Source organism: Bacillus sp. FSL K6-1560, assembly GCF_038592935.1.
GTDB classification, from domain to species: domain Bacteria; phylum Bacillota; class Bacilli; order Bacillales; family Bacillaceae; genus Bacillus; species Bacillus subtilis.
The window spans coordinates 3,932,936-3,958,717 of sequence record NZ_CP151946.1 but is presented as its reverse complement, the minus strand read 5'-3'; the positions used below and the strand labels follow the sequence as shown (position 1 = coordinate 3,958,717).

Here is a 25,782-nt window from a genome sequence, read left to right as displayed (position 1 = left end):
AAATCTACTGGAATCAGCTGTCGTACCCATTCTTGGTGGCTTCCAGATCACAGTTTTTATATTGAAGATTTCAGGTGGTACTGTACGGTATGTGCGGAGTTCGCCAGCCATTTTTTTGTGGAAAGCCTTCTAATCATGCAACTCGTGATGAATTCTTATTTTATCTTTTTTAATAAAAATTTATTTTTCAAATATTTCAGTTATAATGGTTTGGAACAGATAGGAGGGGCAAAGATGTATCAATCAAAGAAGGTTTTATTGTTAGGTTCAGGTGAATTAGGTAAAGAGGTAGTGATTGAAGCCCAGCGTCTTGGGGTACAGACGGTGGCAGTTGACAGTTACGAGCATGCTCCGGCGATGCAGGTCGCGCATAACAGTTATGTCGTTGATATGCTGGACCCAGAGCAGATCAGAACCATTATTGAGAAAGAAAAGCCGGATTTGATTGTGCCTGAGGTTGAGGCGATCGCGACGGATGAATTGCTGAAGCTTGAAGAGGAAGGATTTCACGTCATCCCGAATGCCCGTGCGGCCAAGCTGACGATGGATCGGGAAGGCATCAGACGGCTTGCGGCGGAAACGCTTGGACTTGCGACGGCTGGCTATGAATTTGCGAATACATATGATGAATTTATACAAGCGGCAGCACAGATCGGTTTTCCTTGTGTCGTTAAACCATTGATGAGTTCTTCTGGAAAAGGCCAAAGCATCTGCCGCTCTGAAGCGGATTTAGAGAGCTGCTGGGAGACGGCGATGGAAGGCGGACGGGTGAAAAACGGCCGCGTGATCGTTGAGGAGTTTATCCCATTCGAATCAGAAATCACACTCTTAACCGTACGTGCGGTTAACGGTACGGCATTTTGCGAGCCGATCGGTCATGTGCAAAAGGACGGGGATTATATCGAATCATGGCAGCCGCATGATATGACAGAGCAGCAAATAGAAGAAGCGAAGCATATTGCGAAAACGATCACGGATGAGCTTGGCGGATACGGCCTGTTTGGTGTTGAGCTGTTCCTTGCGAAAGATAGGGTATATTTCAGTGAGGTATCTCCCCGTCCGCATGATACTGGTCTTGTCACGCTGGTGACGCAAAATTTGTCAGAATTTGCGCTGCATGTCCGGGCGATTCTCGGCTTTCCGATTACAGAAATCACACAGCTTTCTCCTGGCGCCAGCAGGCCCCTCAAAGCGCCGGAAGAATTAGCGGATTACACTGTTGAAGGATTGGAAAACGCACTGGCAGTCCCAAAGACTCAAATGCGCGTCTTTGGAAAGCCGATAACGAAAGCCGGACGTCGTATGGCAGTTGCGCTCTCTGCTGCTGATTCAGTTGAAACGGCAAGAGAGAATGCAAAGAAAGCGTTGGAACAGCTAACGATAAAATAGAGTTTGAGCAGGTCTTGTCATGGTACAAGGCCTGTTTTTTTTCTTTCTCCGTAAAAGTTTTATCATAAGAATCAGAAACCTGATTATAATGTAAAAGTCTTCCATCAATGCGGGTGGTTGACACTAAAGGAGGGAGATGACAAAATGAAATTAGTTCCAAGATTCAGAAAACAATGGTTCGCTTACTTAACGGTTTTGTGTTTGGCTTTGGCAGCAGCGGTTTCTTTTGGCGTACCGGCAAAAGCGGCAGAGAACCCGCAAACTTCTGTATCGAATACCGGTCAAGAAGCTGATGCTACGAAAAACCAAACGTCAAAAGCAGAACAGGTTTCCGCCCCTTATGAGGGAACCGGAAAAACAAGTAAATCGTTATACGGCGGCCAAACGGAACTGGAGAAAAACATTCAAACCTTACAGCCTTCGAGCATTATCGGAACTGATGAACGCACCAGAATCTCCAGTACGACATCTTTTCCATATAGAGCAACTGTTCAACTGTCAATCAAGTATCCCAACACTTCAAGCACTTATGGATGTACCGGATTTTTAGTCAATCCAAATACAGTCGTCACAGCTGGACATTGTGTGTACAGCCAGGATCATGGATGGGCTTCGACGATAACCGCCGCGCCGGGCCGCAATGGTTCGTCATATCCGTACGGTACTTATTCAGGCACGATGTTTTACTCCGTTAAAGGATGGACGGAAAGCAAAGACACCAATTATGATTACGGAGCTATTAAATTAAACGGTTCTCCTGGAAACACGGTTGGCTGGTACGGCTACCGGACTACAAACAGCAGCAGTCCCGTGGGCCTTTCCTCGTCAGTGACAGGATTCCCGTGTGACAAAACCTTTGGCACGATGTGGTCTGATACAAAGCCGATTCGCTCCGCTGAAACGTATAAGCTGACCTATACAACCGATACGTACGGCTGCCAAAGCGGCTCGCCTGTTTATCGAAACTACAGTGATACAGGGCAGACAGCTATTGCCATTCACACGAACGGAGGATCGTCATATAACTTGGGAACAAGGGTGACGAACGATGTATTCAACAATATTCAATATTGGGCAAATCAATAAATACAGCAAACTAGCCATATTCATGTCTATTTTGTTTTTATGCGGGTGCAGTTCGCAGACGCATTCTTCTCCAAAAGAAACGACTATTCCTGTCACTCTTCATGTGGAGGATGCTAAGGGGCTGCCGGTCGAAGGGGTTCAAGTGACGATTGTCAAAGCGCCCTCTTCAGATGAGGAGCCGAGTACAGAGATTGGCGAGATACTCGGTAAAACAGACAAAAACGGAGATATCAAATGGGATACCGGCAGAAAAGGCGATTACTCAGTCGCGTTGACGAAGGGTGAAACATCAGTAACCCATCACATCTCGTTAACAGAGGATAAAAAAGATCATGCCATTCCATTAGTCTTCAAAGAATAGCAGTTTCCTTGATTTTAAGGGAACTGCCTTTTTTATTTATTGCAGGAAACCAAACTATATACTGGAAATTTATTATGTGAGATAATAAGAAATAGGTATTTTTTCTTACGAGACAAAAGGGGCGTTATCCTTTATTTTATATTAATCAAACCCGGAGGAAAAAGAAGAAGATGATACAAGATTCAATGCAGTTTGCCGCGGTTGAAAGTGGTCTGCGCTTTTACCAGGCATATGATCAAAGCCTTTCTTTGTGGCCGATTGAGTCGGAAGCATTCTATGTTTCTACTCGTTTTGGAAAAACACATATCATTGCAAGTGGGCCAAAGGACGCACCTTCGCTCATTTTGCTTCACGGAGGCCTTTTCAGCTCTGCGATGTGGTATCCGAATATCGCAGCGTGGAGCAGTCAATTTCGTACATATGCGGTCGATATAATAGGAGACAAAAATAAAAGTATACCATCAGCAGCCATGGAAACGAGAGCTGATTTTGCAGAATGGATGAAAGATGTCTTTGATTCTCTTGGACTAGAGACGGCACACCTGGCCGGCCTTTCGCTTGGCGGGTCCCATATCGTGAATTTCTTACTCCGCGCGCCTGAAAGAGTAGAGCGGGCGGTTGTTATGAGTCCCGCTGAAGCGTTTATTTCATTTCATCCGGATGTCTATAAATACGCTGCAGAGCTTACAGGGGCAAGAGGAGCTGAATCATATATCAAGTGGATCACAGGCGACAGTTATGATCTGCATCCTTTACTGCAAAGACAAATTGTGGCGGGCGTGGAATGGAAGGATGAACAAAGGAGCCTGAAGCCGACAGAAAACGGCTTTCCGTACGTGTTCACAGACCGGGAATTGAAATCGATACAAGTCCCGGTACTGCTGATGTTCGGTGAGCACGAGGTCATGTACCATCAGCAAATGGCCTTTGAGCGGGCTTCGGTATTGGTGCCGGGAATTCAGGCTGAAATCGTAAAGAACGCCGGACATCTGTTATCTCTGGAGCAGCCAGAGTACGTCAATCAACGCGTCTTGTCCTTTTTATGCGGGGGGATAAAATAGTAAGGAACATGAAAAGATTGGCATTCATTTTTCAAAAGGTAACAAATGTTGTATAATAATAGAATTTGAATGCTGCTTTTTTTGGGAGCATTCTATGTTATCATGCTTATTGGAGAAAAATTTTTCCTGTAACGCTATTCGATCACTATCGTCAAATAATATAGATGGTTTTACAATTGGAGGTTTGGTTACACTGTGAATTACATCCCCTGTATGATTACGATAGGAAACTTCATTTGCGGATTGCTGGCGATTCATTCCTTGCTATATCACAACATTCATTCAGCAGTGCTTTTTATTTTTACAGGCATGTTCCTTGATTTCTTTGACGGGATGGCTGCTCGTAAGCTGAATGCCGTTTCTGATATGGGGAGAGAACTGGATTCGTTTGCCGATCTGGTTACGTTTGGGGTGGCTCCTGCTATGCTTGCTTACAGTGTCGCGTTGTATACCCTGCCATTTATCGGGATCTTATGCGCATTGATGTACAGCATTTGCGGAATGCTTCGCCTCTCTAAATTTAACATTGAACAAAGCAAGCTCCCGACGTTTATCGGTATGCCGATTCCGTTTGCGGGCATGTGTCTCGTTATTCTAAGCTTCACCTATAACCCGATCCTTCTGGCAATCGGCACTTGCGGACTTTCATATTTAATGGTGAGTAAAATAAAATTCCCTCATTTTAAAAAACATGCGGCAGAAAACCTGGAGTCCGGGAGATGGAATTAGTTCAGCAGCTCATAGCGGATTACGGTTATCTCGCTATTTTTTTGATGCTGGTATTAGGAATTGTAGGATTGCCGATTCCAGATGAAGTGATGATGACCGTTGTTGGCTATTTCACGCATACCGATGTATTGAATTATGAGCTTTCGATATTGATTAGTTTTGTCGGGGCTTTGTTAGGTATGCTGATCAGCTACATGATTGGCAGAAAAGCCGGACGCCCGTTTATCGACAAGTACGGCAAGTGGGTCGGCTTAAAAGAAAAAAGAATGATGAAAGTGGAAAAATGGATGAAGAAATACGGTCCATATTCTCTTATTTTAGGTTATTTTATTCCCGGCGTCAGACATGTGACGTGCTACTTTTCGGGGATCGGCAAAATGGATCTGAAAACGTATGTTGCGTTTGCGGCAATCGGCGCCTTTTTATGGTGCTTTGTTTTTATTACAATCGGAAGGGTTATAGGGATTATTCATGTTTAATACGGCTGTAAAGATTCTGTATCGATCATTGATAGAGCTGACGAATCATCGTCTGTCATCCTATCTGATTAAAGGATTTTGCGAGTCAAAAATCAGCAAACCGGTCATTCCGCTTTTCTCAAAACATTTTCGGCTGAATTGGGATGATGTGGATGGTACGGCTGCTGATTACGGATCGCTGTCCGAATTGTTCATTCGACAAATAAATCTGGAGCGGCGTCCTGTGTCAAAAGAGGCGCATGCGGTGGTCAGCCCTGTTGACGGTGTGGTTCAGACGGTAGGAATCATCAACCCGAATCAAACCTTTACGGTGAAGGGAAAAGATTACTCATTCGCTGAACTCACCGGCTGTAAAAGCGCAGACCATCAATACAACGGCGGATACTTCGTCGTGCTGTATCTAAGCCCGAGGCATTATCACCGTTTCCATTCTCCGATCAGCTGCAGGTATCAAAAGCTGGCCGAGCTCGGAAATCGCTCATACCCGGTAAATCAACTAGGCTTAAAATACGGGAAAGATGTGCTGTCGAAAAATTATCGGTTTGTGTACGAGCTGAATAGCGGCAGCCGAAATGTCCTGATGATTCCTGTCGGCGCGATGAATATTAATTCTATCGTGCAGACGAGCACCCGTGCTGAATTGGAGATCGGCGAAGAGCTGGGATACTTTTCATTCGGGTCAACCGTCATTTTGATTTTTGAAAAAGACGCGTTCCAGCCGTCCGCCCATTTAGCAGAAGGCCAAGAAGTTCAAGTCGGAGAACTGATAGGTTATGAAGAGTAAAAAGAGGAGCTTGCATAAACGCAGCGCCTCTTTTTTTGAAGAAAGGTGAGACTTATGGAGAAACAAATCATCAGCTGGATTACAGATTATCAGAACACCGGAGATGAAGCCGTCCTGCGGCAAGTGCGAGAAGTGTGCTGGCCGATCGTTGAAGCGGTTTTGCAAGAGAAGGCAATAGATGATGAACAAGCGAACAATTTGCGCGAAAAAGGAATCGAGCGGTTTCCATTCATCATCAGCAAATACCAAGCGGATGTGCAGCTTCCGGTTGAGACATTTTTACGAAATACGTATCGGTTTTACTTTCATCAGGTGATGAGAGAATCCAGCTAAAGCTTCTTTCAACAGAGAAGCTTTTTTTGTTGGCAGGAAAAGGAAACTTTTTCTATATCTATCTCGTAATGACTAGAGAACCTAGCAGAAAAGGAGAGATAGAATTGAAACGAATGATAGTGAGAATGACCCTGCCGCTGCTGATCGTTTGTCTGGCGTTTTCTTCTTTTTCAGCCTCTGCCCGTGCTGCTTCTGAAGAAAAATATTGGGGTTCATGGATTGAACGACATGCACAGCCGCTGGATGCTTCCAATGCTTCAAACAAAGACCTTCGCTTTCTGAAGAAGGTGCTGAAGGGAAAACGAATCGTTCAGTTAGGAGAAACCACACACGGCGCTGGTGAAATCAACGCCACAAAGGTCAGAATGATCAAATATCTCCACGAAGAGCTGGGATACGATGTATTGGCCTTTGAGTCCGGTTTTGCTGATACAAATGCATCCTACCTTAATATGGACCAATTAACCCCTAAAAGCACGATGAAAAACTCCATTTACGCTGTATGGCACACAGAAGATGTCGTTGAATTGTTTGATTACATGAAAGAGCAAAAAGAGAAAGGCGATCCGCTGATCCTTACCGGTTTTGATATTCAAAGCATGAAGAATTCATTCAAGGATGCTGCGACTCAATGGGTAAAAGCGGTGGACCCTGAGAAAGCAGAGTTGCTCTCCCAATCAGAAAATGATTTTTCAACATTAGTGACAGACAGCAATACGTTTGATGAATTTTCGCAAAAGAAGGAAGAGCTTGTGAAAAACTATCAGAAGCTGATCAATTTCACTAAAACACATGCTTCAGAGCTAAAAGAAAACCTTCCAAAAGAGCCGAAAGCTTATGAGATGTTTATGCATTCTCTTCAACTGAGAATTGACGTAATGGAAACGTATATGCTGGAAGAAATGAAAGAAAAACTAGAGGAGTATCCGGAGAATATTGAGGATTTTTCATTCTTTATGAGAGACCGCATGATGGCTGAACAATTTCAGTGGGTAGCTGACACCCTTTATCCGAAAAAGAAAATCATTGTCTGGGGCCACAATTATCATCTACGCAAACAGAATACGAAGATGATAAAGGACTGGGTACAGCTAAACGGCCCTAACATGGGTGATTATTTGCCGGAGCAGCTGAAAAAACAAACATATACGATTGGCATTTATGCTTACTCAGGTGCGAGTCTTGATAGCTCCGATAATAAGACTGTTAAGCCGGTTACAAGCCCGCCGCCGTCTGAGAGCCTTGAAGCTTTGCTGAAAGCGGCGGACCGACCGGCTGTTTTTGTTGATTTTCTCCATACAAAAAACAAGAAAGGCACTTCGTGGATGTATACCCCCCGCACAGCACTCTATTGGGGATTCACAGAAGAGCAGATGATCCTTAAGGAACAATATGACGGTGTCATTTGGCTGGAGCATATCACGCCATCTGTCATTATCAAGTGAGCGGTGTCCCCTGTGCTATAACAGGCGGAGTGCACCTTTTGTTTGATAGTTTTCAGATAACTACATTGATTAGTAAATGAATGGAAAATACTTGTCTACTGTGAGAAACCCTTGTGCCGCTTAGGTTTGTAAGAACTTGGATATTTTTATCAGTCTGGGCGGATCTGTTCATCTTTGCGGCATTTTCCTGTATGATATAGTAAGAGTGTGCATAGCAACTAACTATAATTGAACAGGGTGTTTAAAACATGGAAAAACAATACAGAGTATTACTTTACTATAAATATGTTCCGATTGAAGATCCAGAGGCGTTTAGAGAGCAGCATCTGGCTTTTTGTAAGGAGCTTGGTTTGTTAGGCCGTATCCTTGTTTCTTCTGAAGGAATTAACGGTACGGTATCAGGTACGGTTGAACAGACTGAAAAATATATGGAAACAATGAAAGCTGATCCTCGTTTTGCGGACATGGTATTTAAAATTGATGAAGCAGAAGGCCATGCCTTCAAAAAAATCTTCGTCCGCCATAAAAAAGAGCTTGTAACGCTTCGTCTTGAAGATGATGTCGATCCGAACGAAACAACAGGTCAGCATTTGAAGCCTGCAGAATTTTATGAGAAGATGCAGGATCCAAACACAATTGTCATCGACGCGCGTAACGATTACGAGTATGACCTTGGCCATTTCAGAGGTGCGGTCCGTCCTGACATCGAAGCCTTCCGCGAATTACCTGAATGGATTGAAGAACACAAAGATATGCTTGAAGGCAAAAAGATTTTAACGTACTGTACAGGCGGCGTGCGCTGTGAAAAGTTCTCAGGATGGCTGGTGAAGCAAGGCTTTGAAGATGTAGCACAACTTGACGGCGGAATCGTGACATACGGAAAAGATCCTGAGGTGCAAGGCAAGCTTTGGGACGGCCAGTGCTACGTATTTGATGAAAGAATCAGCGTGCCTGTCAACCGTGTCGAGCATGTGATTGTCGGCAAGGACTACTTTACAGGAGAACCGTGTGAGCGTTATGTGAACTGCGCAAATCCATCTTGCAATAAAAAAATGATATGCACACCGGAAAATGAGTATAAATATATGCGCAGCTGCAGCCACGAATGCCGCACGAACCCAAGAAACCTGTATGTGAAAGAGCATAATATGACAGAAGAAGAAGTAAACGCAAGACTGGCAGCGATTGAAACAAAAGATCACGCTGCTGCTGAATAAAAAAAGAACACCTCGGATTGAGGTGTTCTTTTTTCTATATGCTTTCAGTTTGGCTGTTTGCGGAAACCCATTCTTTTTGGCGGAAGGCCTTTTCCCATTTTGATACCACGATACAGGCGATCGCATGTCCCGGTACGTTCACACCTGTTCTCGCCATGTCCATGACGCGGTCAACACCCGCGATAATGGCAACGCCTTCAGCCGGCAGACCTACAGCATTGGCAGTCGCCAGAAGAACTACAAGCGATCCTGAGGGTACAGCTGCAATGCCTTTACTGGTCATCACAAGCACAAGCATCATGAGCAGCTGCTGGGACAATGTCATGTCTACTTGAAAGGCCTGTGCGAGAAAGATACAAGAAACCGATAAATATAAGCTGGAGCCGTCACAGTTCAATGACAAGCCGGAGGGAACGACAAATGATACCACTCGTTTGGGACAGCCGTATTTCTCCATTCTATCCATCAGCTGAGGGAGAATGGTTTCAGTGCTGGTGGTGGAAAATGCAATTAAAAACAGATCCCATATCATTTTCAATACTTCGAAATACTTAATCTGAAAGATGAGACCGACAAGCGGAAAGAGGACAAAGAGGATCAGGAACAGGCCAAGGAATACGGTGCCAACCAGCTTAAACATAGGGAGGAGGAGTTCAATGCCATATTGGCCCACAGAAGCTGCCATCAGGGCTAACACGCCGATAGGAGCAGTGACCATGACGATTTGTGTGAGCTTGAACATAATCTGAGCTGTAGATTCAAAAAACTTCATTACTGGTTCAGAAGCTTTGCCGATACCAGCTGCGGCGACACCAAATAAAATGGCGAAGAAAATAACGGCAAGCAAATCATTTCTGGCCATGACATCAATAATGTTTGTAGGGATAATATCCAGGACCATTTGCTTGAAATCAACAACTTTGTCTGTGTAGCCGGAAAGTTCATGAATATCTTTTTTTGCCAAATGGGAGAGGTCAAGCCCGACACCTGGTTTTAAGACATTCGCTAATAAAAGTCCAAGCCCTAATACCAACGTTGTAATCACTTCGAACCAAATGATCGTCTTGATGCCGAGACTGCCCATTTTTTTCATGCTTCCGCTTCCTGCGGCTCCAATGACAATGGTAGAAAACACAATCGGCACAACAATCATTTTAATCAGGCGGATAAATCCATCTCCGACAGGCCTCAGTGCCATCCCGAAATCAGGAAAAAAGTGGCCGATCACCGCGCCGACAGCCAAAGCGATTAAAATTTGAAACGCGATTAATTTTTTCAAATGAATCCCCCTTTAGAACGATAGAATGTAGGCATATTCATATCATTCGTGATTCAAATGCAAACACCTTTTTTCAAGTTATTTTATTTTGATAGCGCTTTCATTATGTTGGCGAAAAAGTCCCCCGCAGCAGGGAGGACTTTTTTACTTCATTTGAATGTACTTTAGATCTTCTTCAGAGGTATTTGTGAAAATAACCGGTGTTATGGCTGAATCGGCATGCTGCTTGATGTAATTGAGATCAAAGGTGAGAAGCAGTTCGCCTTGTTTGACGGCTTGTCCGCTTGTGACATGTGCTTCAAAGCCTTCCCCATTCAGTTTGACGGTATCGATGCCGACATGAATCAGGATTTCAGTGCCGCCGGCGCTCATAAAGCCGATGGCGTGTTTTGTCGGAAAAATCGAGACGATCTCGCCGTCCGCAGGGGCAACGACTTTTCCTTCTGATGGTATAATCGCAAATCCCTCGCCCATCATTTTTTCTGAAAAGACTTGATCAGGCACATCCCCTAAAGAGACTGTTTCTCCTTTAATCGGATAAATAAAGGTCTCATCGGAATCGGGCTTCAGCGGTTTGTCAGTTACCGTGTCCAGCGCGGCGGCGGTGGCAGGGACGCCTCCGGCCATGATTGTTTTGATGTCGTCTTTTAAGGCATCGGACTTGGTTCCGAATATTGCCTGGAAGTTGTTGTTGACCTCCAGCACACCTACTGCACCAAGCCGTTTTAATTCATCCTTGCTGACTTGGCTTGGCTGATGAACGGTCACACGAAGCCTTGTGATACATGCATCCAGGTTAGCGATATTTTGCTGTCCGCCCAAGGCCTGCAGCACGTGAAAGGCAAGCTGGTCTTTTGCAACTGGAGCTTTCTCCTCATTCTGACCGTCTTCATCTGTCTCACGGCCGGGCGTTTTCAAATTCCATTTCAGAATCGCAAATCGGAACAAATAATAATAAATGAAAGCAAACACGATCCCGACAGGAATGACAACCCAGCCGTTTGTAGACAGTCCGTAGTTCAAGACGTAGTCAATTCCGCCGCCTGAGAACGTATAGCCGTGGCGGACATGGAATAAATCACAAACGACAAAGATGACGCCGGCAAGAATAGAGTTAATCAAATAGAGCACGGGCGCAACGAACAAGAAAGAAAACTCAACCGGCTCTGTAATTCCGGTCAGCATAGATGTGAGTGCCGCAGAAATCATCACGCCGGAGATCATTTTTTTCTTTTCCGGACGCGCGGTATGGATAATGGCAAGAGCAACGGCCGGCAGACAGAAAATCATGTAAGGGAAATCCCCCATCATAAAGCGCCCGGCTGTCGGGTCTCCCGCGAAAAACCTTGTCAGGTCGCCGGTTACGGTGTTGCCTGTTGATGGGTCTGTGTATTCTCCCATCATAAAATAGAAAGGCGTATAAAAAATATGATGCAGGCCAAAAGGAATCAGCAAACGATAGATCGTTGCATAAAAGAACAGTCCGACTGTTGAATCGGCAATTAAACTGCTGGCTGCGTTAATTCCGTTTTGGATCAGCGGCCAAACGAATGAGAAAATGACGCCGATCACCAATGAACTGACGGAAGTAATAATCGGGACAAAGCGTTTTCCAGAGAAAAATCCAAGGACCGGATGCAGCTCGATTGATGAAAACCGCTTATATAAATAGGCGGCGAGAAGCCCGATAATGATTCCTCCGAAAACCCCCATATCAATCAGGTGCTCGGCTCCTTCATACGGAGGCTGAAGGCCGAGTAATTTTCCCATATTGTCGAGGGTGACGGTTAAAATTAAGTATCCGATGACAGCGGCAAGTCCGGCTACACCTTCTCCGCCGGCTAATCCGATCGCGACCCCCACGGCGAAAATCAGCGGGAGATTATCGAATACAACGCCGCCCGCATCCTTTATAATAGGAATGTTCAGTAAATCCTTGTCTCCGAAACGGAGCAAAAGACCTGCTGCCGGCAGGACGGCAACCGGAGTCATCAACGCGCGGCCAAGCTGCTGCAGAATTTGAAATGCCTTTTTAAACATGACAGTCTCCTTTTATTGTGTTATGAGAATGATGCACTCTTTAATTTTTGAGCTGCTTTATAATCGGCGATAACGGTTACATGATTGTGTTTTTGAAGAATGGAGGCTGGTACTTCTGTCGTGACAGGACCTTCAGCCATCTTTTGAATAGCGTCTGCTTTTTCCTCGCCGCTTGCTAAAAGCACAATATGTTTGCTGAATTCCATGATGGTTTTAATGCCCATTGAAATCGCGAGTCTCGGCACCAGCACCGGATCACCGCCGAAGAATCTGGCATTTGCCTGTATCGTGCTTTCCGAGAGCTTCACAACACGTGTCCGGTCTTCAAAATCAGATCCCGGTTCATTAAAACCGATATGGCCATTGGCGCCGATGCCGAGAATTTGGACATCAATGCCTCCCGCTTGGCGGATGAGATCCTCGTATACTTTGCATTCCGCCTCAAGCTGCGGGTTGTCTCCTTGCGGGATATGAATATGATCAGGCTGCATATTGATATGCTGAAATAGATGCTCATGCATAAAGTGGTTATAACTTTGCGGATGAGATGGAGAGAGACCAGCGTATTCATCCAAATTAAATGTAGTAACCTTTGAAAAATCAATTTTGCCTGCCTGATAGTCTGAAATCAACTGCTTATACAAGCCGACCGGTGTGCTCCCTGTTGCCAGACCGAGAACGGCATCTCTCTTAGCTTGTATTTGTTCTTTAATAATGGCAGCGCTTAACTTACAGAGTTCTTCGTAGTGCTCGGCGATCAGAATCTTCATGTGACACCCCCTCAAAGAGATAGACAAGCACCATATTTGTTATGACCAATTTATAATACTTGTCATTACGAATTTAGCACCACCATTATTAAACTGTCAATATTAATTTCTGAAAATTTGTTATAAAAGAAGGATACAAATCTTTCATATTGGGATGGCAAATGGTATTATGGTCTCAATGAAAAAGAACGGATTGCATACAGAATGGGGAGAATGAAATGACAGCTTTATATTCTGTTATCAAGTTTAAGATCATTGAGTTAATTAAATCGGGCAAATATCAGGCGAATGATCAGCTGCCGACGGAGAGTGAGTTTTGCGAACAATATGATGTCAGCAGAACAACTGTGAGACTGGCTCTGCAGCAGCTAGAGCTTGAGGGATATATTAAAAGAATTCAAGGAAAAGGGACATTTGTATCGGCGGCAAAAATACAAACGCCGATTCCGCATAAGATTACGAGCTTTGCAGAACAAATGAGAGGCCTTCGTTCTGAATCAAAAGTGCTTGAGCTTGTGGTGATTCCTGCCGATCACTCCATTGCCGAGCTTTTGAAAATGAAAGAGAATGAACCTGTCAACAAGCTTGTCAGAGTCAGATACGCCGAGGGGGAACCTTTGCAGTATCATACCTCATATATTCCCTGGAAGGCGGCACCGGGGCTGGCGCAGGAGGAATGCACCGGCTCGCTGTTTGAATTGTTAAGGACAAAATACAATATTGAAATCAGCAGGGGCACGGAATCGATCGAACCGATTTTAACGGATGAAACGATCAGCGGCCACTTATTAACCAATGTCGGAGCGCCTGCGTTTTTATCAGAATCCCTTACCTATGATAAAAATGAAGAAGTGGTGGAATATGCGCAAATTATTACCCGGGGAGACCGAACGAAATTCACCGTAGAACAGTCATATCATTCATAAAGCAATGTGTTTTAAGAAGGGAATGGTGGTTCTATGTTTTTATTGACGAATGGAAAAGTGCTGTGGGGAGCAGTGATTGCTGCATTCATCCTTTCAATTGTATTTTACCCTTCTCTGCCGACGCAGATGCCGATTCATTATGATGTTGCGAACAGTCCGAATCTGACGGTTAACAAGCTGGCGGGGACTGTGATGCTGCCTATTTTGATGGTGGTGTTTGCATGGGCGCGGAAGATCAATTGGCAATTAGTGTTCGCAGTGTATATTTTGCTGATTTGCCACATTGTCGTCCTTTGTTTAGCGGTCTAAATCAAACAGCCAGAATAAAACTGGCTGTTTTTCTTTAATTTTAGCTTCATCTGACAATGAATGTGGTGTATAATAGCTGATGATCCTAAAGAATATTCTGAAATTTATAGGTGTGAAGCGGCGTATTATTAAAGGAAAGGCTGTATACTTTTTGCAGCTTTAAAAAGACTGAATATTTAAACAATTATGTGAAAGGTGTGCTGATTAGATTGAATAAGCTTATTGAACGAGAAAAAACTGTATATTATAAGGAAAAGCCCGACCCGTCTTCCTTGGGGTTTGGACAATATTTTACAGATTATATGTTTGTGATGGACTACGAAGAGGGGATTGGATGGCATCATCCGAGAATTGCGCCGTACGCACCGCTTACGCTTGATCCGTCTTCATCTGTTTTTCATTACGGCCAGGCTGTTTTTGAAGGGTTAAAAGCATACAGAACAGAGGATGGCAGGGTGCTCCTGTTCCGTCCGGATCAAAATATCAAACGGCTGAACAGATCGTGTGAGCGCATGAGCATGCCCCCTTTAGACGAAGAGCTGGTGCTTGAGGCATTGACGCAATTAGTTGAACTTGAGAAAGATTGGGTTCCAAAGAAAAAAGGAACGTCACTGTATATTCGTCCTTTTGTCATTGCCACAGAACCGAGTCTCGGTGTGAAGGCATCCAGGAGCTATACATTTATGATCGTGCTTTCGCCTGTCGGCTCCTATTATGGCGACGATCAGCTGAAGCCGGTTAGAATCTATGTCGAAGATGAGTATGTGCGGGCGGTCAACGGAGGAGTCGGGTTTGCAAAAACGGCTGGAAACTATGCCGCCAGTCTTCAGGCACAGCGGAAAGCGAATGAGCTGGGCTATGACCAGGTGTTGTGGCTGGACGCCATTGAAAAGAAATATGTGGAAGAAGTAGGGAGCATGAACATCTTTTTCGTCATAAACGGGGAAGCTGTCACACCTGCTTTAAGCGGAAGCATTTTAAGCGGGGTTACACGTGCGTCTGCGATTGAACTGATTCGAAGCTGGGGCATTCCGGTTCGTGAAGAGAGAATATCGATTGATGAGGTGTATGCGGCCTCTGCACGCGGAGAATTGACAGAGGTCTTCGGCACAGGCACGGCAGCCGTCGTTACGCCTGTCGGTGAACTCAATATTCATGGAAAAACGGTGATTGTAGGCGACGGGCAAATCGGGGACCTCTCGAAAAAGCTGTATGAAACGATAACAGATATTCAGCTTGGCAAGGTGAAGGGCCCGTTTAACTGGTCAGTGGAAGTGTGAAAACTGAAAAAGAACCTGCCCGGAGGCAGGTTCTTTTTATTTTGAATGAGTCATATCAGCAGCCGGCTGGCTTTTGTGGTTTTTTACATAATATATTGCATAGCAAATGGCCATAAATGGAACGCCGCAATAGAGTGCGATTCTTTGATTCGGATCAAAGGCAATGCCAACAACGGAAGCCAGGCATAACAGGAGCGTGGCAATCGGCACGAACGGATACAAAGGGGTTCTGTATTTCAAATCAGTAACCTTGTTTCCCGCTTCGATATAACGTTTTCTGAACATGAATTGAGAAGCAGCGATACCCATCCACACGACAACGACGGCAAAACCGGAAATCGACACGAGCACAACGTATACAGTGTCTGGCGCAAAAACGCTGGACAGCAACGACAGAATGCCGCCGATCATGCTGAACACCAGCGCGTTAAAAGGGGTTCCTTTTGACGTCAGCTTTGCAAATGTCGGATGAAGCGTTTTTTCTTTTGATAAAGACCACAGCATCCGGGAAGAAGCGTAGAGTCCGGAATTAGCCGCTGACAGGATCGCTGTCAGGATAACAAAGTTCATGATATCGGCTGCGTATGGTACACCGACTCTGTCAAAGACAGCGACAAACGGGCTTTTGATGACACCTGCATCTTGAATCGGAATCAGCCCTGACAGCACAAAAATTGTTCCGACAAAGAAGAGTGAGAGACGCCAGACCGTTGTTTTAATCGCTTTTGGTATCGTCTTGTCAGGATCAACGCTTTCACCGGCTGCGATTCCGATTAGTTCCGTTCCCGAAAAGGCAAAATTGACGGACAGCATCGTCATCAAAATCGGGACAAATCCATTTGGAAAAAGCCCGCCTTCCGCGGTGAAGTTGGACAGCATCGGAGCGGCTTCTCCGCCTTTGATCGGAATGATGCCGAACATGGCAGAGGCGCCTAAAAGAATAAATAATACAATGGCTAATACTTTGATGCTGGAAAACCAAAATTCTGATTCAGCGAAAAACTTGACCGAAAATGCGTTAAGCAAGAAAATGAACAGCGCAAAGACGGCACTCCACATCCAAACCGATGTATGGGGGAACCAGCGCTGCATTAACAGGCCGGCTGCTGTGAATTCTGATCCCAATGCCACGGTCCATGTCAGCCAATACAGCCAAGCGACCGTAAATCCGGTGCCCGGCCCTATGTATTTGGCTGCATAGGTGTGAAAGGCGCCGGTCACAGGCATGGCGACTGACAGTTCACCGAGGCATAGCATGACAAGGTAGACGATGCCGGCCCCGACTAAGTAGGCAAGTATCGTTCCGGCCGGGCCTGCTTGCTGAATGGTATAAGCAGAGCTTAAAAACAGCCCGGTTCCGATGACACCTCCCAAGGAAAGCATAAAGAGGTGCCGGCTTTTCATACTTCTCTGAAAGTTTGTCTCATTCTTGTTGTGGGCAGAGTTCATCTTTTTCCAACTTTCTATCGGCGATTTATTTCCTCCTAATAAAAAATCTCATGTCAGAAAGTGACACGAGACTCCGGCGAACCGGCTTTAAGTTAGAATATACAAACTATTCCGATAAGTCAAGTTGTTTTTAAAGAGCGGGCCCAAGCCGCAATTTCTTGAATATTTTCGGGTTTTGTCCGGCAGCAGCCGCCAATCAGCCTCGCTCCTTTTTCATGCCAGGTGCGGGCGCTCGCCCCGTAAGATTCTGCGCATGCTGCGCCGTTCCACGTTTTTGTTTCCGGATCATATTGCTCACCTGAATTCGGGTAGACAATGATCGGTTTTGACGTGTTCTTTTTTAACTCCTCTATCAAGGAAGGGATATGCTGAAGCGGCGTGCAGTTGATGCCGAGTGCTGCAATTTGGCGGTGTTCATCAAGCCATGATGCGCAGTCAGCTGCAGGTGTTCCGTCACTGATATGCAGGCCGTCTTTAGCACTGAAGCTGATCCATGCATACGTTTCAGGAAATTCCTTCAACAGCCGAACAATCGCTTTGGCTTCAGTCAGACACGGAATCGTTTCGCATGCCAAAACATCAGCTCCGGCTTCAATCAGCGCCTTCATCCGGGGGCGATGAAATTCAATCAGTTCATCTTCTGATATTGCGTAGTTGCCGCGATACTCAGACCCGTCTGCAAGATAAGCGCCATAAGGGCCTATAGAAGCCGCAATGATCGGTTTTGGCCGATTCAAACGGTTCTCTTCAAGCGACCAAAATTCATCGCGTGCTTCAGCTGCTATGCTGACGGACAACTCGATGAGCCGGCGTGCTTCCGCTTCGCTCAGCCCGCGTGCGGCAAAGCCTTCAAATGTAGACTGATAGCTGGCAGTGATTGCACAATCGGCGCCTGCCGCGAAATAATCAGTATGTACTTGTTTAATCAGATTTGGCTCTTCCATCAGGATTTTTGCCGACCACAGACTGTCATTCAAATTACAGCCCTTGCGTTCAAGCTCGGTCGCCATGGCGCCGTCTAGCACAATAAGCGGGTATGTATCTAGTATGTGTTGGATAGGATTCATAGAATGTACCGATGCCTTCTTTCAGATTTTTTTGAAAAAGATATGAAAATCGTAATGGAGGCTTACGTGTTTGTCAATAAACGCAAAAAGAGAAAGGTGTTCAGCCCATATGTCTGAACACCTTTTCTTATGATATTTGTTTGTTGTGCGTGTCAGTCTTTGTGTCTGAAACCGGCCAGCACTCAATGCCATTGTGGTTTTTGAGCACATTTTTATAAAAGACCGGATCTTTGCCTGCTTTTTTCTGGCGTGTATAGTCTTTCAGCGCCGTAAAAACAACTTTTGATAGTAAGAAAATCGCGATTAAATTCACGACGACCATCAAACCCATGAACAAATCAGCAAGATCCCAGACGAGCTGGACTTTGGCAACACAGCCAAACACGATCATTGCCAGCACGCCGATACGGTAGACAAAAATCAGTTTTTTGCTTTTGTTCAAAAAGCCGATATTGGTTTCGCCATAATAATAGTTTCCGATTAAAGCACAGAATCCGAATAACAAAATCAGAATGGCGAGAAAGCCTGATGCCCATGATCCGACATGGGAGCTGAGAGAGGCTTGTGTCAAGGCGATTCCGCTCAGACCCGGAGTATGATAGGCATCCGAAAACAGGATGATAAAGGCGGTGCTTGTACAAATGACCAGTGTATCTGTCAGTACACCAAAAGCTTGGATCAGCCCCTGTTTGACGGGATGGCTTGTTGTGGCGGTGGCAGCGGCATTCGGTGCGCTTCCCATTCCCGCTTCGTTTGAAAAGATTCCCCGTCTGACGCCTTGCATGAGTGCCGCGCCCAAAGCCCCGCCGGCGGCCTGGTCAAAACCAAACGCATTTTTCACGATTAGCGCAAGCACACCTGGCAGCTGCGTAATGTTGGTGAAAATAACGAAAAACGCAACTCCGATATACAGGACAGCCAATACGACGACAATGGATTCAGCCAGCTTTGCAATGCGCTTGACTCCGCCAAAAATAATCGTGCCGAATACAGCAATTAAAATGAGTCCCAATGTCAGGCGGTTTGTGCCAAACGCGTTTTCAAAGGCAAGGCTGACTGTATTGGATTGAACCGAGTTGAAGACGATACCGAACGATAAGGTGATTAACACAGCGAACAGCGCGCCCATCCACCTTTTGTTCAGCCCTTTTTCCATGTAATACGCCGGCCCGCCGCGGAAGCCGTTTACATCTTTTACTTTATAAATCTGAGCCAGTGTGCTTTCCACAAAGCTGGATGCTGATCCGATAATAGCGATAATCCACATCCAGAAGATTGCACCGGGCCCGCCGAGTGCAATGGCGATGGCAATACCCGTAATATTTCCCGTTCCGACACGGGCCGCCATGCTGATGCAAAAGGCTTGAAACGGAGAAATGCTGTTTTTTGACCGGGAAGCAGCACCTTCTCTTAATACCCTGACCATTTCTTTCAGCATGCGAACCTGTAAAAACTTAAGCCTGAACGTAAAATAGATTCCCAGAGAAAGGAGCAAAACAATTAATAGCTTTGACCACAAAAGATCATTTGCAATACCGACGATATGTTCCAGGATTTGCTGCATACAATCACCTCTTTTTTCATGTTTAAAAAATGCTGAGCTCCCACTCCTGCGCCATATGCTTCAGCAGCATACCGCCAGTGAGGCTGTTGCCGTATTCATCAATGGCAGGCCCGTAAATGCCGATGCCGCATCCGGATTGAAAAGGCTGTTCTCTTCTAGCACTTGGAGGAACCAGCGCCATGATGCCACCGGAGACGCCGCTTTTGGCCGGCACGCCGACAAACGCCGCATATTTGCCTGAAGCGTTGTACATGCCGCACGTCAGCATTAATGCCTTGGCCAATTTTGCCACATCTTTTGGAATCACCTGCTCGCGTCGAATCGGATGATACCCGTCATGAGCAAGGATCAGGCCGATCAACGCAATGTCTTCTGTGGTGCTCTCCATAGCGCATTGCTTCAAGTACACCTCAAGTGTTTCTTCTACGTCAGCTTCTAAAAAGTTTGTTTCTTTTAAATAGTAGGCCAGCGCTCTGTTGCGGTGGGCGGTTTCCCATTCAGAACGGAATACTTCCTCATGAATTCTCGGCCGTTTTCCTATCAAAGTTTCCATCACCGAGTAAAGAAACTCGAGCTTTTCGTATGCCGATTCTCCGGGAAGGATCGAAGCGATGGTGAGGGCACCCGCGTTGATCATGGGATTGAAGGGCTTTCCCGGCTTGTTGATTTCGAGCCGAATAATTGAATTAAAGGCGTCACCTGTCGGCTCGACATCTACGCGGTCAAGCACATAGGGAATGCCGCGGCTCATGCAGGCGGCAATAAAGCTAATCACTTTTGAAATGCTTTGCAGGGTAAAAGAGACGTTCCAGTCGCCGGCGTGTATCATCGTTCCATCAGGCTCCAATACACAGATGCCGAGCTGTGAATCATTGACTTTTCCTAAAGCGGGGATATAGTTTGCGCTTTGTCCATTGGCGGCAAAAGGGCGATAGTATTCAACCCAATCATGAAGCTGTAACGCCGTGTTTATGTCTTTCTGGTGCTCTTTTATCAATTCTTTCATCGAATTCCTCCTCACTGATTTTTTTCTTAAAGGACTGAGGTGTATCAAAACGAAGGCTAAAGGGGCGTTAAACGCTTTCATAATAGCGGAAGGTATAATTACTGTATAATGGAGACTACAGAATCATACAAAATACGACAAAAACATTTTGAAAATAAGCAGTAAGATTTATAAAAACCTCATGTTCTGGGTCAAAAGCAATTTGCAGGTTTTCTCCCGATTCCCCAAAATTAAAAGCGAGGATGTGATCAACATAAAACTGGAACGGTTTATTGAAAAAGACGGATATATATTGGCCCTCATGCTGATTACGGTGCCGCTGGCCGGTGAACTGAAATTTTATCCCCTCAATGAAGAATTCCGGGTCAGCTTTGGGGCACCGGTTTTTTTCTTCTTTTTATCATTGTTGCGGCATGTGCCCGCTGTGCTGCCGGGTTTTCTGACTGGAGCGGCTGTTTTCATCTTTCGCGTCTTTCTGGAATTATGGGGCGGAGGACACAATGGGCTGACTCCGATTCTGTATGATCAAGCGTCTGGCTTTTTCTTTTATATGACTTACGCCTGTCTGTTTTCCATATTAAAGGCCAATCGTTTCCGTGAACGGCCGATTATGCTCGGTTTCATTGGGTTTATGATTGAAGTTGTGTCAGATTGTGTCGAGCTAACTGTGCAATTTCTCATTTTTCATACGGTTGTCACGCCTGAGAAAATCACTGACATTGCGGTGATTGCGATTTCTCACACATTTATTGTGATGAGCTTTTATAGTGTGCTGAAGCTGTATGAAACACAATCGAGAGAAAAACAGACAAGGCAGCAGCACGAGCACATGCTGATGATCGTTTCCAATTTATATGAAGAAACGGTGCACCTAAAAAAGACATTGAAAACGACAGAGAAAGTGACAAACGATTCGTATCAGCTCTATCGGGAAATGAAGGGCAAGGATGTTCAGCTGAGCGGCAGAATCCTGAGACTGGCCGGAGAGATTCATGAAGTGAAAAAGGACAACCAGCGGATATTCGCAGGGCTTTCAAAACTGATTTCGAATGAGAGTTTGAGAGATTATATGAAGGCTTCTGATTTGCTGCAGCTCGTGATTCGAATGAATGAAAAGTACGCTGAAGCACTAGGGAAGCAGATTGATTTTTACTGCTCGATCGAGGGAGAGCATGACGAATATCACGTATTTATCGTGCTTTCGATCATTAATAATCTAACAGCAAATGCGGTAGAGGCTATGGATGAAGAGGGAATGGTCAGCCTGAGGCTCCGTAAGCCAAATGAGAGTATGGTAGAATTCCAGGTGGAAGACAATGGCCCCGGGATTTCCGAGAAAATCGGAGACATTGTGTTTGACCCGGGCTTTACTTCAAAATATGACGAATTTGGCACGCCTTCTACGGGTATCGGACTTTCCTACGTAAAGGAAATCGTGACTGAGCTAGAAGGGGATATCACGTTTGATAATCAGCAGCGGGGAGTGGTGTTTGACATCAGGCTGCCTGTCCGGCATTTGATTCAGAAAGGGTGAACCGAAAGCTATGCGTTTTTTTATTGCAGATGATGACCGTGCGGTGCGGTCAATTTTAAGGCAGATCATTGAGGACGAAGATCTCGGGGAAGCTGCTGGTGAAGCTGACGACGGAAGCCAAGTGGAAGGGCATATGCTGCAATTTAAGCAGATTGATATTTTATTAATCGATCTGTTAATGCCCGGAAGAGACGGCATTGAGACGATTCGTCAGATCCAGAATACGTACTCCGGCAAAATCGTAATGATCTCTCAAGTGGAGGCGAAGGAAATGGTCGGGGAAGCGTACTCGCTCGGCATCGAATATTTTATCCATAAGCCGATTAACCGCATTGAAATTGTCACGGTTCTCCAAAAGGTGAAGGAGCGGATCGAGCTTGAACACTCGATTGGAGCCATTCAGCATTCTCTAAGCCGGCTTGTCAATCGGACTGAACGGAAAGCGCGTCCCCAGCAGAAGAGTGACAGCGGTTTAAAAGAGGCAGGAACATTCCTGTTGTCCGAGCTGGGCATGATGGGAGAAGGCGGCGCACATGATCTCATGGCGGTCCTGCAGTATTTAGCAGAACACGAGCAATCCGAGCCGCACGAAAAACAAAGCCCTTCGCTAAAACAAATATTCACCCAAGTAGCGGTACGGAAGCTGGGGACAGGGGCCTCACAGACGGAAGTCAATCGCGAAATGAAAGCCTCGGAGCAGCGTATCCGCAGAGCGATTATTCATTCGCTGCACCATTTTGCTTCATTGGGCACAACTGATTTTTCGAATCCAAAATTTGAAACCTATGCATCGAAATTCTTTGATTTTCCGGTTGTCAGCCAGAAAATGAAAGAACTCCAATCCAAGGATGCAAAACCCCTTGCACCTGCTAGAATAAATATGAAAAAATTCATCCACGTGTTTTTTTTGGAAGCAAAGCTTTTGCATGAGACGATGAAACAAAGAAGGATATAAACCAAACAGCCGGCTGACCAGGCTGTTTTTTTGCTGCGCAGAATCCCGGCCGGACAGTGATTTACCGCTTTTTTATAAAATATCAGAAAATAAAGATATTGACTTATTGTTTATTTGTCTTACAATTAAACAAAAGGATATATGGGGAAGGAGCGGATGTGAAAGAAAAATTAATAAAAGCGCTTACAGATAGAGGCTGTATACACAAATAACAGGAGGTTATGTTGATGAGCCGTATCAGAAAAGCACCCGCTGGAATTTTAGGTTTTCCGGTTGCTCCTTTTAACACACAAGGAAAACTGGAGGAAGAAGCTCTTTTTCAAAACATTGAGTTTTTGCTGAATGAGGGCTTGGAAGCGATTTTTATCGCTTGCGGGTCTGGTGAATTCCAATCTCTCAGCCAGAAGGAATATGAGCAAATGGTGGAAGTCGCAGTCTCGGCAGCCGGAGGAAAGGTGCCGGTCTACACGGGGGTGGGCGGCAACCTCAGCACAGCGCTTGATTGGGCGCAGCTGTCGGAGAAAAAAGGCGCCGACGGCTACTTGATCCTGCCTCCGTATTTGGTGCATGGCGAACAGGAGGGGCTGTACCAGTATGCGAAAACGATTATTGAAAGCACTGACTTGAACGCGATTCTTTATCAGCGCGATAACGCCGTTCTCTCTGTTGAACAGATCAAACGTCTGACCGAATGTGAACAGCTTGTCGGTGTCAAAGACGGGGTAGGAAATATGGATTTGAATATCAACCTCGTCTATACGATCGGCGACCGCTTGGGATGGCTCAACGGAATGCCGATGGCTGAAGTGACGATGCCGGCTTATCTGCCGATCGGGTTCCACTCTTACTCTTCAGCGATTTCAAATTATATCCCGCATATTTCGCGAATGTTCTATGATGCATTGAAAAACGGAAATGACGAGCTTGTGAAGGAACTCTATCGGCATGTGATTCTGCCGATCAACGACATTCGCAAACAACGAAAAGGCTACGCCGTATCCTTGATTAAAGCCGGTATGGAAATCATGGGTTTGAATGTAAGGAATACAGCCAGACCGCCTGTCGGCCCGGTTGAAAAAGATCATTATCAGCAATTGGAAGCAATTTTGAAGCAGGCGGCTGACCGTTTTCCGAAAAAAGCCGCGACGGTTTGACCAGAAAAAACACGAAAGGGGCAATGGGCATGTCTGTGATCACGGAACAAAACACGTACCTCAACTTTATTAACGGAGAGTGGGTTAAGTCTCAATCAGGCGATATGGTCAAGGTCGAAAACCCTGCCGATGTGAATGATATTGTCGGATATGTACAGAATTCAACGGCTGAAGATGTGGAACGTGCCGTCGCCGCCGCCAATGAAGCCAAAACGGCTTGGAGAAAGCTGACGGGTGCCGAGCGCGGCCAATACTTATACAAAACAGCGGATATCATGGAGCAGCGCTTGGAGGAAATCGCCGCCTGTGCAACGCGTGAAATGGGTAAAACATTGCCGGAAGCGAAGGGAGAAACAGCCCGGGGGATTGCCATTCTGCGCTATTATGCCGGAGAGGGCATGCGAAAAACGGGTGACGTCATTCCGTCTACTGACAAAGACGCGCTCATGTTTACCACCCGTGTTCCGCTCGGTGTGGTCGGCGTGATTTCTCCGTGGAACTTCCCAGTGGCGATTCCGATTTGGAAAATGGCGCCGGCATTGGTATACGGCAATACCGTTGTCATCAAACCGGCGACAGAAACAGCTGTGACATGCGCAAAGATCATTGCCTGCTTTGAGGAAGCGGGGCTCCCGGCAGGGGTCATCAATTTGGTGACAGGCCCGGGTTCTGTTGTCGGGCAGGGGCTTGCTGAGCATGACGGTGTAAACGCCGTTACGTTTACCGGTTCAAATCAAGTCGGAAAAATCATCGGGCAAGCCGCTTTAGCGAGGGGAGCTAAGTACCAGCTTGAGATGGGCGGCAAAAACCCTGTTATCGTAGCTGATGACGCTGACCTTGAAGCTGCGGCTGAAGCTGTCATAACGGGGGCCTTCCGTTCAACCGGCCAGAAATGCACCGCGACAAGCCGTGTCATTGTACAAAGCGGAATTTATGAGCGCTTTAAAGAAAAACTGCTCCAGCGCACAAAAGATATTACAATCGGAGACAGCTTAAAAGAGGATGTCTGGATGGGACCGATAGCCAGCAAGAATCAGTTAGATAACTGCCTGTCATACATTGAGAAAGGCAAACAGGAGGGGGCTTCCCTTTTAATAGGAGGAGAAAAGCTGGAGAACGGAAAGTATCAAAACGGCTATTATGTTCAGCCTGCCATCTTTGACAATGTGACATCTGAGATGACAATTGCCCAGGAGGAAATCTTCGGTCCGGTGATCGCCTTGATCAAGGTGGACTCGATGGAGGAGGCGCTGAACATTGCCAATGATGTGAAGTTCGGTTTAAGTGCATCCATCTTCACGGAAAACATCGGCCGAATGCTTTCTTTCATTGATGAAATCGATGCCGGACTGGTTCGGATCAATGCAGAAAGCGCAGGTGTTGAGCTGCAGGCGCCTTTTGGCGGCATGAAGCAGTCGAGCTCCCACTCCCGAGAACAGGGTGAGGCAGCGAAGGACTTTTTCACAGCGATCAAAACCGTTTTTGTGAAGCCGTAATGGTGCTGGAAAGAGGCATGCGTCTCTTTCCCAGCTTTATCACAGCCAGCATATGATTCTCTACTTTGA

The 25,782-nt window shown here is 45.8% G+C and carries 24 protein-coding genes; 17 read left to right on the top strand and 7 right to left on the bottom strand.

The features are described 5' to 3' along the window. Nucleotides 1–144 precede the first annotated feature (144 nt). From purT to NYE22_RS20890, 10 genes are all read left to right on the top strand, one after another. Nucleotides 145–1,389 carry a phosphoribosylglycinamide formyltransferase 2 gene (purT, locus tag NYE22_RS20935; protein WP_342412794.1) on the top strand — a complete coding sequence of 415 codons (1,245 nt, stop codon included), beginning with the start codon at nt 145–147 and terminating at the stop codon, nt 1,387–1,389. A gap of 144 nt (nt 1,390–1,533) precedes the next feature. After that, nucleotides 1,534–2,475, top strand: coding sequence for an extracellular metalloprotease Mpr (gene mpr, locus NYE22_RS20930; protein ID WP_041850652.1), 942 nt, complete (start codon nt 1,534–1,536; stop codon nt 2,473–2,475). After that, nucleotides 2,438–2,836 carry a YbfJ family protein gene (locus NYE22_RS20925; RefSeq protein ID WP_015715171.1) on the top strand — a complete coding sequence of 133 codons (399 nt, stop codon included), beginning with the start codon at nt 2,438–2,440 and terminating at the stop codon, nt 2,834–2,836. Before mpr ends, NYE22_RS20925 begins: the two co-directional genes overlap by 38 nt. 170 nt (nt 2,837–3,006) lie before the next feature. Continuing rightward, a complete protein-coding gene (gene cesB, locus NYE22_RS20920) occupies nt 3,007–3,897 on the top strand; it encodes an enantioselective carboxylesterase CesB (RefSeq protein WP_342412115.1) in 891 nt (296 codons plus the stop codon). 195 nt (nt 3,898–4,092) lie between these two features. Continuing rightward, nucleotides 4,093–4,626, top strand: a complete 534-nt coding sequence (gene pssA / locus NYE22_RS20915; RefSeq protein WP_161619454.1) for a CDP-diacylglycerol--serine O-phosphatidyltransferase — start codon at nt 4,093–4,095, stop codon at nt 4,624–4,626. After that, the gene (locus NYE22_RS20910; RefSeq protein ID WP_003234861.1) at nt 4,617–5,105 is read left to right on the top strand and encodes a DedA family protein; all 489 of its coding nucleotides are present in this window, start codon (nt 4,617–4,619) and stop codon (nt 5,103–5,105) included. Before pssA ends, NYE22_RS20910 begins: the two co-directional genes overlap by 10 nt. Next, complete coding sequence (locus NYE22_RS20905) at nt 5,098–5,889, top strand: phosphatidylserine decarboxylase (protein WP_003234858.1); 792 nt, start codon at nt 5,098–5,100, stop codon at nt 5,887–5,889. The genes NYE22_RS20910 and NYE22_RS20905 overlap by 8 nt, the downstream gene beginning before the upstream one ends. 54 nt (nt 5,890–5,943) lie before the next feature. Then, nucleotides 5,944–6,222, top strand: coding sequence for a hypothetical protein (locus NYE22_RS20900; protein WP_021481898.1), 279 nt, complete (start codon nt 5,944–5,946; stop codon nt 6,220–6,222). A gap of 104 nt (nt 6,223–6,326) precedes the next feature. After that, on the top strand, nt 6,327–7,667 hold the full coding sequence (locus tag NYE22_RS20895; RefSeq protein WP_095252698.1) for an erythromycin esterase family protein: 1,341 nt from the start codon (nt 6,327–6,329) through the stop codon (nt 7,665–7,667). Between the two features lie 248 nt (nt 7,668–7,915). After that, nucleotides 7,916–8,884, top strand: a complete 969-nt coding sequence (locus NYE22_RS20890; RefSeq protein WP_161986492.1) for a rhodanese-related sulfurtransferase — start codon at nt 7,916–7,918, stop codon at nt 8,882–8,884. 34 nt (nt 8,885–8,918) lie between these two features. On the opposite strand, the gene gltP is transcribed toward NYE22_RS20890, so the two are convergent. The 3 genes from gltP to nagB all read right to left on the bottom strand — a co-directional run bounded on the left by gltP (nt 8,919) and on the right by nagB (nt 12,973). Then, nucleotides 8,919–10,163 (bottom strand): glutamate-aspartate/proton symporter GltP, encoded by a 1,245-nt coding sequence (gene gltP / locus NYE22_RS20885; RefSeq protein ID WP_014478694.1) that lies wholly within the window; start codon nt 10,161–10,163, stop codon nt 8,919–8,921. A 144-nt stretch (nt 10,164–10,307) separates the two neighbouring features. Next, nucleotides 10,308–12,203, bottom strand: coding sequence for a glucose-specific PTS transporter subunit IIBC (ptsG, locus tag NYE22_RS20880; RefSeq protein ID WP_342412114.1), 1,896 nt, complete (start codon nt 12,201–12,203; stop codon nt 10,308–10,310). Between the two features lie 20 nt (nt 12,204–12,223). Continuing rightward, nucleotides 12,224–12,973 carry a glucosamine-6-phosphate deaminase gene (nagB, locus tag NYE22_RS20875; RefSeq protein WP_153257208.1) on the bottom strand — a complete coding sequence of 250 codons (750 nt, stop codon included), beginning with the start codon at nt 12,971–12,973 and terminating at the stop codon, nt 12,224–12,226. A 218-nt stretch (nt 12,974–13,191) separates the two neighbouring features. Between nagB and gamR the strand changes: the two genes are divergently transcribed. From gamR to NYE22_RS20860, 3 genes are all read left to right on the top strand, one after another. Next, nucleotides 13,192–13,899: a transcriptional regulator GamR gene (gamR, locus tag NYE22_RS20870; protein WP_003234841.1), complete on the top strand. Its 708-nt coding sequence runs from the start codon at nt 13,192–13,194 to the stop codon at nt 13,897–13,899. Nucleotides 13,900–13,932: 33 nt separating this feature from the next. Then, the gene (locus NYE22_RS20865) at nt 13,933–14,208 is read left to right on the top strand and encodes a DUF1648 domain-containing protein (RefSeq protein WP_153257209.1); all 276 of its coding nucleotides are present in this window, start codon (nt 13,933–13,935) and stop codon (nt 14,206–14,208) included. A gap of 209 nt (nt 14,209–14,417) precedes the next feature. Next, nucleotides 14,418–15,488 carry a branched-chain amino acid aminotransferase gene (locus tag NYE22_RS20860; protein WP_153257210.1) on the top strand — a complete coding sequence of 357 codons (1,071 nt, stop codon included), beginning with the start codon at nt 14,418–14,420 and terminating at the stop codon, nt 15,486–15,488. A gap of 36 nt (nt 15,489–15,524) precedes the next feature. Here the strand turns inward: NYE22_RS20860 and mmuP are convergent, their stop codons facing one another. The 4 genes from mmuP to NYE22_RS20840 form a co-directional block, all read right to left on the bottom strand. After that, on the bottom strand, nt 15,525–16,937 hold the full coding sequence (gene mmuP / locus NYE22_RS20855; RefSeq protein ID WP_342412113.1) for an S-methylmethionine permease: 1,413 nt from the start codon (nt 16,935–16,937) through the stop codon (nt 15,525–15,527). 119 nt (nt 16,938–17,056) lie between these two features. Beyond that, the gene (gene mmuM, locus NYE22_RS20850) at nt 17,057–18,004 is read right to left on the bottom strand and encodes a homocysteine S-methyltransferase (RefSeq protein WP_021481888.1); all 948 of its coding nucleotides are present in this window, start codon (nt 18,002–18,004) and stop codon (nt 17,057–17,059) included. A 127-nt stretch (nt 18,005–18,131) separates the two neighbouring features. Further along, nucleotides 18,132–19,568 (bottom strand): alanine/glycine:cation symporter family protein, encoded by a 1,437-nt coding sequence (locus tag NYE22_RS20845; protein ID WP_072173720.1) that lies wholly within the window; start codon nt 19,566–19,568, stop codon nt 18,132–18,134. 22 nt (nt 19,569–19,590) lie between these two features. After that, nucleotides 19,591–20,574, bottom strand: coding sequence for a glutaminase (locus NYE22_RS20840; protein ID WP_021481886.1), 984 nt, complete (start codon nt 20,572–20,574; stop codon nt 19,591–19,593). A 301-nt stretch (nt 20,575–20,875) separates the two neighbouring features. On the opposite strand from NYE22_RS20840, the gene glnK reads away from it, so the two are divergent. From glnK to gucD, 4 genes are all read left to right on the top strand, one after another. Beyond that, a complete protein-coding gene (gene glnK, locus NYE22_RS20835) occupies nt 20,876–22,108 on the top strand; it encodes a two-component system sensor histidine kinase GlnK (RefSeq protein ID WP_124073485.1) in 1,233 nt (410 codons plus the stop codon). Nucleotides 22,109–22,118: 10 nt separating this feature from the next. After that, nucleotides 22,119–23,063 (top strand): glutamine utilization two-component system response regulator GlnL, encoded by a 945-nt coding sequence (glnL, locus tag NYE22_RS20830; RefSeq protein WP_003234824.1) that lies wholly within the window; start codon nt 22,119–22,121, stop codon nt 23,061–23,063. Nucleotides 23,064–23,290: 227 nt separating this feature from the next. After that, nucleotides 23,291–24,217 (top strand): 5-dehydro-4-deoxyglucarate dehydratase, encoded by a 927-nt coding sequence (gene kdgD, locus NYE22_RS20825; RefSeq protein WP_003246372.1) that lies wholly within the window; start codon nt 23,291–23,293, stop codon nt 24,215–24,217. Between the two features lie 29 nt (nt 24,218–24,246). After that, complete coding sequence (gene gucD / locus NYE22_RS20820) at nt 24,247–25,713, top strand: alpha-ketoglutaric semialdehyde dehydrogenase GucD (RefSeq protein ID WP_080528874.1); 1,467 nt, start codon at nt 24,247–24,249, stop codon at nt 25,711–25,713. The last annotated feature ends 69 nt before the right edge of the window (nt 25,714–25,782 follow it).

Coding starts and splice junctions, on each gene's coding strand:
- mpr (WP_041850652.1), top strand. CDS start 1,534: ATGAAATTAGTTCCAAGATTCAGAAAACAATGGTTCGCTTACTTAACG.
- NYE22_RS20925 (WP_015715171.1), top strand. CDS start 2,438: ATGTATTCAACAATATTCAATATTGGGCAAATCAATAAATACAGCAAA.
- cesB (WP_342412115.1), top strand. CDS start 3,007: ATGATACAAGATTCAATGCAGTTTGCCGCGGTTGAAAGTGGTCTGCGC.
- NYE22_RS20910 (WP_003234861.1), top strand. CDS start 4,617: ATGGAATTAGTTCAGCAGCTCATAGCGGATTACGGTTATCTCGCTATT.
- NYE22_RS20905 (WP_003234858.1), top strand. CDS start 5,098: ATGTTTAATACGGCTGTAAAGATTCTGTATCGATCATTGATAGAGCTG.
- NYE22_RS20900 (WP_021481898.1), top strand. CDS start 5,944: ATGGAGAAACAAATCATCAGCTGGATTACAGATTATCAGAACACCGGA.
- NYE22_RS20890 (WP_161986492.1), top strand. CDS start 7,916: ATGGAAAAACAATACAGAGTATTACTTTACTATAAATATGTTCCGATT.
- ptsG (WP_342412114.1), bottom strand. CDS start 12,203: ATGTTTAAAAAGGCATTTCAAATTCTGCAGCAGCTTGGCCGCGCGTTG.
- nagB (WP_153257208.1), bottom strand. CDS start 12,973: ATGAAGATTCTGATCGCCGAGCACTACGAAGAACTCTGTAAGTTAAGC.
- gamR (WP_003234841.1), top strand. CDS start 13,192: ATGACAGCTTTATATTCTGTTATCAAGTTTAAGATCATTGAGTTAATT.
- NYE22_RS20865 (WP_153257209.1), top strand. CDS start 13,933: ATGTTTTTATTGACGAATGGAAAAGTGCTGTGGGGAGCAGTGATTGCT.
- mmuP (WP_342412113.1), bottom strand. CDS start 16,937: ATGAACTCTGCCCACAACAAGAATGAGACAAACTTTCAGAGAAGTATG.
- mmuM (WP_021481888.1), bottom strand. CDS start 18,004: ATGAATCCTATCCAACACATACTAGATACATACCCGCTTATTGTGCTA.
- NYE22_RS20845 (WP_072173720.1), bottom strand. CDS start 19,568: ATGCAGCAAATCCTGGAACATATCGTCGGTATTGCAAATGATCTTTTG.
- NYE22_RS20840 (WP_021481886.1), bottom strand. CDS start 20,574: ATGAAAGAATTGATAAAAGAGCACCAGAAAGACATAAACACGGCGTTA.
- glnK (WP_124073485.1), top strand. CDS start 20,876: ATGCTGATTACGGTGCCGCTGGCCGGTGAACTGAAATTTTATCCCCTC.
- glnL (WP_003234824.1), top strand. CDS start 22,119: ATGCGTTTTTTTATTGCAGATGATGACCGTGCGGTGCGGTCAATTTTA.
- kdgD (WP_003246372.1), top strand. CDS start 23,291: ATGAGCCGTATCAGAAAAGCACCCGCTGGAATTTTAGGTTTTCCGGTT.
- gucD (WP_080528874.1), top strand. CDS start 24,247: ATGTCTGTGATCACGGAACAAAACACGTACCTCAACTTTATTAACGGA.